This is a genomic window from Candidatus Peregrinibacteria bacterium, from assembly GCA_016220175.1.
GTDB lineage: Bacteria > Patescibacteriota > Gracilibacteria > CAIRYL01 > CAIRYL01 > JACRHZ01.
On sequence record JACRHZ010000059.1, the window covers coordinates 24988 to 33333 of the forward strand.

An 8346-nucleotide genomic window follows, 5' to 3' on the forward strand; every position below is an offset into this window, starting at 1 on the left:
GTTTGTTTTACAATAGTATGATGCGCAAAAATTATACCTCAAAAAAACAAAAACATATCCGCTGAAATACCAATGGAAGATCAAGAGAACACACTGCAGGCCAACTTAGAAACAGAAGAGAATTCTTCTTCATCTCATGAAGAGTATCACTCTCACATCGCGAGACATTTCTCTATCGCGGGAGCACTTTTTGGATTTCTCCTACTTTTTAGTACTGTTTTTGCAAATACTCCTTCCCCAGTTCAATACACAGAGTTTCCCGAATTAGATGTTCGCGAGGGAAGTATTCTCAAGCAAGAAGCTTTTGACAAGGAATATGTGTCTGTTACAAAAACAGCACTCCTTTCTGGAAACACCTTGCTTTTCTCCGACTCAAATTCGGAAAGTACCATAAGTATTCCGGATATTGGAGAAGTGCGTATAAAAGGTGAAACTGTTACGAACACGCATTTTTCTTCTCAAATTCCACTTTTCGAGTTAGAGAAAGGAGAGATGTGGGTATTTGGGTTTCAAAAAATTAATGTGGCATTTCAAAAGTATATTTTTCAAGTCGAAAATGGGTCCGCAGATTTCGTAAATGATGGTGACCACATTACGGTGACGACGTGGGAGAATACCCTGAGTGTTCGTATTCTCGGAAATCGCGGAGAAAATGATGTAGAAACCTTCCTTCCGCCAATGAGTAAAGCTGTTTTTTCTCTTCAAAATCCACTCAAAAATGAAATTTTAGCAAAACTGAGATATTCAAAACTCCTGCGAGAATTTCGTGTTGAGGCAAATCAAGAAAGTTACGAAAGCTCACTCAATCTTGAAAGGGATAATGCGCTTCGAAAAGAATATTCAGAAAAAATATTCCAGAAAAAAGAAGATGGAGAATGGGTCGTAAAAAAGGCTCTGCAATACCTTTCGCTTTTCCCAGAGAAGAGAAAAGTTCGAGATGAAGAGATGTGGAAGACGCAGAAAAAAATATTTTTCACGGCGCTTCAGGAAAATGATCGACTGGGAATACAACAATTTTTTCTTGAAAATGAGCCTACGCAGAACGAACTCGCGGATCTCCTCAAAGACATCAAGTTTGTAGAAAAGTTTTTGCCAGATAAAACCATCAGGCACACTCTTGAAGATAAATTGGGAGTATCTTTCGTTTCATCCGCTGCACGAGATTTTGAATTAGAAATTCTCAAAAGCGCGTTTTATGGACTTCAGCAATCTTTTGAAAAATCAGAAAAATTTTGGCGGAACATGGAGATTCAGCGTATTCAAGATATTTGGAATTGGCAGGAACATCGGAGGAATACATGGAACAGCTTTCATCCACACCTTCTCACGCTGTATCGAGAAACTCTTTTTCGCTTATTTTTAAAAAATTCTTCAGAAGTTACTCAGGAACTCCTCACATTTTTAACATTTTTGGATGATGAAGAGCTTACGCTCACTTCTGATGAAGAGAGGCAGATTACGGAATTAGAAATTCTTCAGAGAGGTCTCGTGCTCGCGAAGAGTTTTGTGGATATAGGAAAACCACTCCTCGCACATTCAGTACTTCAAAATGTCGATGCAAGAATTCGTGATAGGTCTGATACGCTCCTGTCTTTTGTGGCATTTCAGAATATTACACAAACGAAGAAAGAAATCGAAACGCGTCTGCACGTGTGTGAATTTTACGGAAATTGTTCGTACGATGCCTATCAAAAATGGATTCAAACGAGACGACTTATGGCCTGTGAACTTTCCGGAGTGTGTGATGAAAATGGATTTCAAGAATGGCTTGATGCTTCAGTAAAGAATGGACCAGCTTTTACGGCACCGCCAGAAGTTTCCCCAGAGAATTCTCCAGAATCTCCGAAGGATAATTATGAAGAAGCACGAAAAATTCTTGAACTCGCAGATATTCGACTTGAAAATGGAAAACGAATTGATGAAGAGTTTTTCCAAATTCAGAAAGCGGTAATGGCTGATGGTACCGTATTCACGGGGCTATTGTCACTTCCATACCGATACATCAAAGAAGTTGAACTCGAAGATACAACAAAAATCCAAGGAACTCATTCTCTTCCTTCCCTCAAAAATGCTATCTATAGAACACTTCATCCAGAAGTAACAGTTCCTGAACCCAAGACAAAAGAAGGTCAAGAAGCCGTGCAGAAGACAGAAGAGATGGATCCCGTCATTGCAGATCTCGTTATCAGAAACCTTCAGCCTGCTCTCCTAGAAGCTGGTCTTACTGTGCTCAGAACAGATATGTTTCCCATGAGCATTACTGCGGTACATGTGGAATACGCGACTGTGGGAACTGAAAAAGTAGAGGTAAGTTTTGACTATACGATGAAGAAAGAGACCGGAGAAAAAATTCTCGAACACGTAAAATTTAAAGAGTACCCGAGCATATCTCTTGAGGAAGTTTCGCTCATTGAGGCAGCTAAAAAAATCAGAGATCTGGCAAAAGAAGCAGCGTCTCGTGAGGATGTAAAAGGCGAAATTATTTCTTTTTTCAAAGCACATGATATAAAGGTCGATGCTGGAAGTTTGAGATTTTCTGATGATGAGATGGGGATTATTTTTACCGGAGCGACAGATTCACAAAAAGAAGTTCAGCTTTCGGGGATTATTGATATCAAAACACAGATACTTCTTGAGGTTTCCGATGCGAATGGCATCCTCAAAGATGCGGCGAATATTTCCTTAGAAGAATACCTGAAGCAAAAAAAGTAGTTTTTCTCATCACATTTTTGCGAAATTCCACGAAGTAGACTAAAATCCGGTCTGATTTTTTTCGAAATTCATGTCACCCAATACAAAAGAGAAAGTAGAAGAAATTCCGGCGGATGAAGTGGAAGTATTGACCGGAGAAGAAAAAAAAGAGGAAGAAGCAAGAATTACGAAAATTCGCGCAGATGATCCTCTTCCGGAATCATTCCAAGGAAATCCGGTGCAGAAAATGGTTGAAGGGATCGAAGAAATAAAAAAAATTCGCATCTTCGGACCGGCGGCGCTTATCATCAGTTTTTTTGGACTGAAGTTTTTTCCATTTTATTTTGAACCGATCGCTATTTGTCTCGCAATTCTTGATTTGTGGATGGGGAGCAAGTACACGAAAAAAATATCAATTGCCGCAATAATTTTTGCGATACTTTCTCTCCTCAACGCTTGGACATAGAGAGTATTTATGATTTTGGAAACAACGATACAATTTCTTCCACATGAAAAAGACCTCACTCGATATGTTTCAGCGGTCAGAACAAAAAATATCTTGCGAAAAACACGAAACATTTCACTTTTCTGCATCTCCGAAAAACTTCTTCTTTTTTGCCGAGTCTCGCCGAATGATTTTCCTCGGGCTTATTTTTTTTCTGACACTCTTTGCTGGAAATGCATGGGGAAAAGTGCAATCATTTGAAACAAACCTCAAAGAAATACAAAACTCTCTTTTTTCCGATCTTCAAAATATTCATGAAGAAGTTCAGCAAAAAGGTTGGAGCGGGATTCAAAGAGCATTTTCTGATTTTGAAAAAGAGCTGAGTGAAATCGCATTTTTTTTAGAAAAAACGCCTCAGGAAAATACATTTTTTACAAACATAACAAGCGGATTTTCCTCGGCGCACCTCTTTTTTGAAGTGTCTGATATTCTTTTTGAAATGGGAAATATTCTCTTCGAAGAGCATACATATCTCGAAAAGATTTCTCCAAAAATCCTAAAAGGAGAAGAATCCCTCCTTCCTCTTTTTGAGAGGGAAAAAGAGAACATAGAGAAGCTCATGAATCACATGGAAAATGCAAAAAGCCTCATAGCGCGAATTCTCTCAAGCCCACTTCCAGAAGGGATAAAATCAAAACTTGAACAGGGAAAATCACTTCTCGAAAAAGCACAAATACAAATGGAAAATATTACAAAATATACGATCTCAATTGAAACTTTTTTGGGAAAATATCATCCACAAACAATTCTCGTTTTGCTTCAAAATAAAGATGAAATTCGTCCAACAGGAGGATTTATCGGAAGTCTTTTGCTTCTCGAGATTTCTCAAGGGAAAATTCTTTCTTCAAAATTTTCTGATGTATACGATTTTGATGGACAACTCGCAAAAAATATTCCTCCTCCGAAAGAACTTTCTCGTCTTACGAAAAGATGGGCGCTCAGAGATGCAAATATTTTCCCAGATTTTCCCGAATCTGCAGAACTCATTCGGTGGTTTTTGGAAGAAGAAAAAGGTCCTACGGCAGATACAATAATTGCCATTCATCAGGGGATTTTAGAAGATATTTTGCAAGAAATCGATCCCGTTCCACTTCCGGGAGTGAACGATGATCTTTTCCTCACTCGAGAAAATGTCTCATTTCTTCTTTCCTATATCGTTGAAGGAAAATTTTTGAAAGAAGAAGAAGGAATTTCTCCAAAAATAATTCTCGAAAGACTTCTTCCTGTTCTTCAGCAAAAGATTGAAGAGAAAGAGAATCCAGAAGTTTTCTTTGCATACGCTCAGTCATGGATTCAAAAAAAGGATATTCAGATATATTCACGTTATAGAGAACTCGAAAAACTTTGGGATGATCTCGGCATTTCAGGAAAATATCTCCCCGAAAAATCTGGCAAAAAAACAGATTTTCTTGGAGTTGTGCAAATGAATGTAGGCGGCAACAAAAGCGATGCTTTTATGACGCAGAATATTTCTGAAAAAACCCTTCTCAATCTTTCCGGAGAAATGTTTCACACCCTGAAAATCTCAAGAAAACACACATGGGATAAAAACGCGGAACAGATGTTTAGTACTATTTTTTCTGTACTCGGAAGTCCATATATTCCGAAAGAAAAAATAGAAAGTACTCTCGGAAAGGGGAATAATGTCGTCTCGACCACCGTGTATTTTCCAAAAGGGACGAGACTTCTCACGAGCAAAAACATATCTTTTTCCGATATTAAACGTCTTGATGAAGCGGAATATACCGCATTTCGATTCCTGTTTCCGAAGGTTCCTGCAGGAGAAGAACGAGATATTGAACTCTTTGTAGAATCACCGCTCAAAATCAATGTTTTCCAGGGGGAAGTTTTTGAGTTTTATGCGCTTCATCAAGCGGGATCAGAGAGAGATACATTTTCAAAAGACTTTTTGTATGAAACAGGAATTTCGGTGAAGGGAGAAGTGTTCCACGATCAGGAATTTTCGCAGAATATTTCTACAGCGTATTTGGCAGAGCTTAAGGAGGACTGAGGCTTGCATCTTTCGTGGTGTTCTGGGAAAATCACGGTCGATATTTTTAGTACTCATGGAAAAGGAAATTCAAGATATTCTCAAAAAAGCGATAAAAGAAATTTCTCAAGCGAAATCTGAGGAAGATCTTCAGAATACTCAAAAAAAATATCTCGGAAGAAAAGGAGAACTCACGCTTCTCCTCAGAAATGTCTCTTCTCTTCAGGAAAAAGAAAGAGCGGAAGCTGGGAAAGCCGCGAATATTGCGAAAAAAGATTTTGAGGCAAAAGTTGCAGACCGATATTTTTCTCTCGAATCAAAAGGAGGGGATGATATTCTCAAGGATGAGTGGATGGATGTGACACTTCCGGCAAAGCCAACTTTACGAGGAAAGCGGCATCCACTTCATGCCACAATTGAAGAAATCGAAGATGTTTTTGGGAGAATGGGATTTGAAGTTGCGGAAGGTCCAGAAATTGAAGACGACTGGCATAATTTTACTGCGCTGAATATTCCAGAAGATCATCCCGCGAGGGAGATGCAGGACACATTTTGGCTCGAAGAACGGATGAAGGGATATGTTCTCAGAACCCAAACTTCTGGTATTCAAATTCGATATTACGAAACACGAAAACCGCCGATCAGAATTATTGCTCCAGGAAAAGTGTTCCGAAAAGATTCCGACGCGACACATTCTCCGATGTTTCATCAGTATGAAGGATTTCTGATCGATCGAAATGTTTCTCTTGCGCACCTCAAATTTATTCTTGCAAACGCTCTTCGCCAGCTCATTGCTCCAGATGCAGAAATCCGATTCCGTCTCTCCTTTTTCCCATTTACAGAACCTTCACTCGAAGTTGATGCGCTCCTCAATATCGATGGAAAAAAGAGATGGCTCGAAATTGCCGGTGCGGGAATGGTGCATCCAAATGTCCTGAAAAATGGAGGACTCGATCCAAAAGAATGGAATGGATTTGCGTTTGGACTCGGAATTGAACGCCAAATCATGATCAAACATGGAATTTCTGATCTGCGGCTGTTTTATGAGAATGATTTGAGATTTTTGGAGCAGTTCTAGAATCAATTATGAATTACGGAATTACGGATCACGTTTTTCTAAGCGAATAATTAATATTAATTGACAATTTTTTATAAAATATTAAGGTTTCTATCTTATAGTCTTTTTTTCATGGAACAATCGAAGGTTTTGCCAGAACTAGGGTTCGCCGAAAAACCATCCAACAGAGGAGCTCTTTTCGTGAGAATACTACAAAAACTACAACTTCAACAGTCGTGGGTACATGTTCAGTTTACGAAAGAAGAAGGTGTTCTCATTCGGGAGCTCTTAAATAAGGGCAGATCGTGTGATGATAGCTCCAAAAGGACAGCACCTGCTGAGACTTTAGAAATCGGTACGAGTGTTGCTCCAGAAAGTTCTGAAACCGCGCCAATTCCTCCGGGAGATGGACTGCGTTCAGCCGGTAAGGACGGAATTCTGCGTCCAGAAAAACCTTCAGATGCGGAAAAAGAAGAAGTCCTCAGAATTTTACGAGAAGCAAAACAAGACACTCATTTGAAGTTCAGCAAAGAACAAGTGATCGCTCTTTTGAAAATACTCGGAGATGAGGGACTCGAAAAATTATCAGAACGCCCATCTTTGCAGCGAAGGTTACAAGATGCAAGGCATCATCCTGGAGAGATTATGATTAACTGGATTAATGCACCAATTGAACTCAATCTCCTTTGGCGCGTTCTTGGGTTAAGACCAGAACCGATAGCTCAAGAGTCTCCATCGACAAATGGTCAGAATGCAGGATTTTTTTCTTTTTTTACAGATTTTATAGCAAAAATAAGGAGTAAAGTTTCTCACGTCTGAAAATTCTTGAAATGCTTTTCCGGTCGATCTCATTTTTCGGAGTTATGAGAAGGCTGACTTAATCTTGAGAATTCAAAATATACTCATGCGCTTCCAGCGCTGCAATTGCGCCTTGTCCTGCGGCAACGATAATTTGTTTGTGGAGTTCTGTCGTTGCATCTCCAGCAGCAAATACGCCGGGAATATTCGTTCTACAGCGAGCATCGGTGAGAATTTCCCCGTGAGTATTTCGTTTCACAAAATCCTCCAAAAAACTCGTAGCGGGAATATTCCCAATTTCCTCAAATATTCCTGTGCAGGAAAATTCTTGAATCTTTCCTCCATTCTCAGTATATCGAATTCCGCGTACATGCTTTTTTTTATCGAGGAGGATTTCCTTTACGGCAATGGAATATTTCACCGAAATAAATTTACTTTTTTTAATTTTTTCCATAAGCACATTTTCTCCCATGAGATCATCAAGATCAGTAAAAATGGTGATGTCATCGGTATATTTTTCGAGCTGAAGCGCTACATCCATTGCAGAATTTCCTCCGCCGAGAATCGCCATTTTGCAGTCTTTATAGAGCGGTGCATCGCAAGTTGCGCAAAAAGAAAGTCCATTTCCTTTCATTGCAATTTCTTCGCCAGGAATTCCGAGTGTCCTTGGGATTTTTCCCATCGTCAAAAGAATCGTTTTTGATCGAAAAACATTTTTTTGATCAGTGTGAATTTCAAAAATATTTTTTTTCTTTCCAATTTTTCTTGCGCTTTCTTTCGTTCTGACCCAAACATCAAAATGTTTTGGATCTTCGGAAATTTTTTGAACATGATCAAAAAATCGGTCGGTAAGCGCCGGACCGGTAATTTTTTTCACTCCGGGATAATTTTCAATATCAGACGACCATTTCATTTGTCCTCCAACTTTTGGTCCGCAAATGAGGAGAATCGACATTTTTCTCCTGGCACCATAAATCGTCGCGGTCATTCCCGCGGGACCAGCTCCAAGAATAATACAGTCAAAAATATTCGGATATCTTGATTTTTTATGCCGAACTCTTATGCTTTGCCGTGTCCAATCTTTTGAACGCATAGAATTTGCTGAAACTGGCAACATGGTAGCGGAAAAATTGATTATTTCACATGGTCTGTATATCTTCTATTCCTAGTATAATTTCCAATAAATAATTTCATGTATAGTGTCTCTGTAGTTTTTGGTCAGCATCTTGCTTTGTGAATTTCCATTGAATTGTTGATAGACTTTGATTGCGTTGTTTTTGCCAGGCAGATAACTCCTTTTTGAGA

General features: G+C 39.1%; 6 protein-coding genes. 5 read left to right on the top strand and 1 reads right to left on the bottom strand.

Going from position 1 to position 8346, the window contains the following annotated elements; genetic code table 11:
* The first annotated feature begins 72 nt into the window (after positions 1 to 72).
* The 5 genes from HZA38_04970 (at position 73) to HZA38_04990 (ending at position 7062) form a co-directional block, all read left to right on the top strand.
* Positions 73 to 2712: a hypothetical protein gene (locus HZA38_04970; protein ID MBI5414834.1), complete on the top strand. Its 2640-nt coding sequence runs from the start codon at positions 73 to 75 to the stop codon at positions 2710 to 2712.
* A gap of 70 nt (positions 2713 to 2782) precedes the next feature.
* Positions 2783 to 3157 (top strand): hypothetical protein, encoded by a 375-nt coding sequence (locus HZA38_04975; protein ID MBI5414835.1) that lies wholly within the window; start codon positions 2783 to 2785, stop codon positions 3155 to 3157.
* 43 nt (positions 3158 to 3200) lie between these two features.
* Positions 3201 to 5207: a DUF4012 domain-containing protein gene (locus HZA38_04980; GenBank protein ID MBI5414836.1), complete on the top strand. Its 2007-nt coding sequence runs from the start codon at positions 3201 to 3203 to the stop codon at positions 5205 to 5207.
* A gap of 55 nt (positions 5208 to 5262) precedes the next feature.
* Complete coding sequence (gene pheS, locus HZA38_04985) at positions 5263 to 6264, top strand: phenylalanine--tRNA ligase subunit alpha (GenBank protein ID MBI5414837.1); 1002 nt, start codon at positions 5263 to 5265, stop codon at positions 6262 to 6264.
* Positions 6265 to 6375: 111 nt separating this feature from the next.
* Positions 6376 to 7062 (top strand): hypothetical protein, encoded by a 687-nt coding sequence (locus HZA38_04990; GenBank protein MBI5414838.1) that lies wholly within the window; start codon positions 6376 to 6378, stop codon positions 7060 to 7062.
* 58 nt (positions 7063 to 7120) lie between these two features.
* On the opposite strand, the gene HZA38_04995 is transcribed toward HZA38_04990, so the two are convergent.
* Positions 7121 to 8134 carry an FAD-dependent oxidoreductase gene (locus tag HZA38_04995; GenBank protein ID MBI5414839.1) on the bottom strand — a complete coding sequence of 338 codons (1014 nt, stop codon included), beginning with the start codon at positions 8132 to 8134 and terminating at the stop codon, positions 7121 to 7123.
* Positions 8135 to 8346: the final 212 nt, after the last annotated feature.

What these genes read in the sequence shown, in the direction of transcription:
- HZA38_04970 (MBI5414834.1), top strand. Translation starts at nt 73, where the DNA reads ATGGAAGATCAAGAGAACACACTGCAGGCCAACTTAGAAACAGAAGAG.
- HZA38_04975 (MBI5414835.1), top strand. Translation starts at nt 2,783, where the DNA reads ATGTCACCCAATACAAAAGAGAAAGTAGAAGAAATTCCGGCGGATGAA.
- HZA38_04980 (MBI5414836.1), top strand. Translation starts at nt 3,201, where the DNA reads ATGAAAAAGACCTCACTCGATATGTTTCAGCGGTCAGAACAAAAAATA.
- pheS (MBI5414837.1), top strand. Translation starts at nt 5,263, where the DNA reads ATGGAAAAGGAAATTCAAGATATTCTCAAAAAAGCGATAAAAGAAATT.
- HZA38_04990 (MBI5414838.1), top strand. Translation starts at nt 6,376, where the DNA reads ATGGAACAATCGAAGGTTTTGCCAGAACTAGGGTTCGCCGAAAAACCA.
- HZA38_04995 (MBI5414839.1), bottom strand. Translation starts at nt 8,134, where the DNA reads ATGCGTTCAAAAGATTGGACACGGCAAAGCATAAGAGTTCGGCATAAA.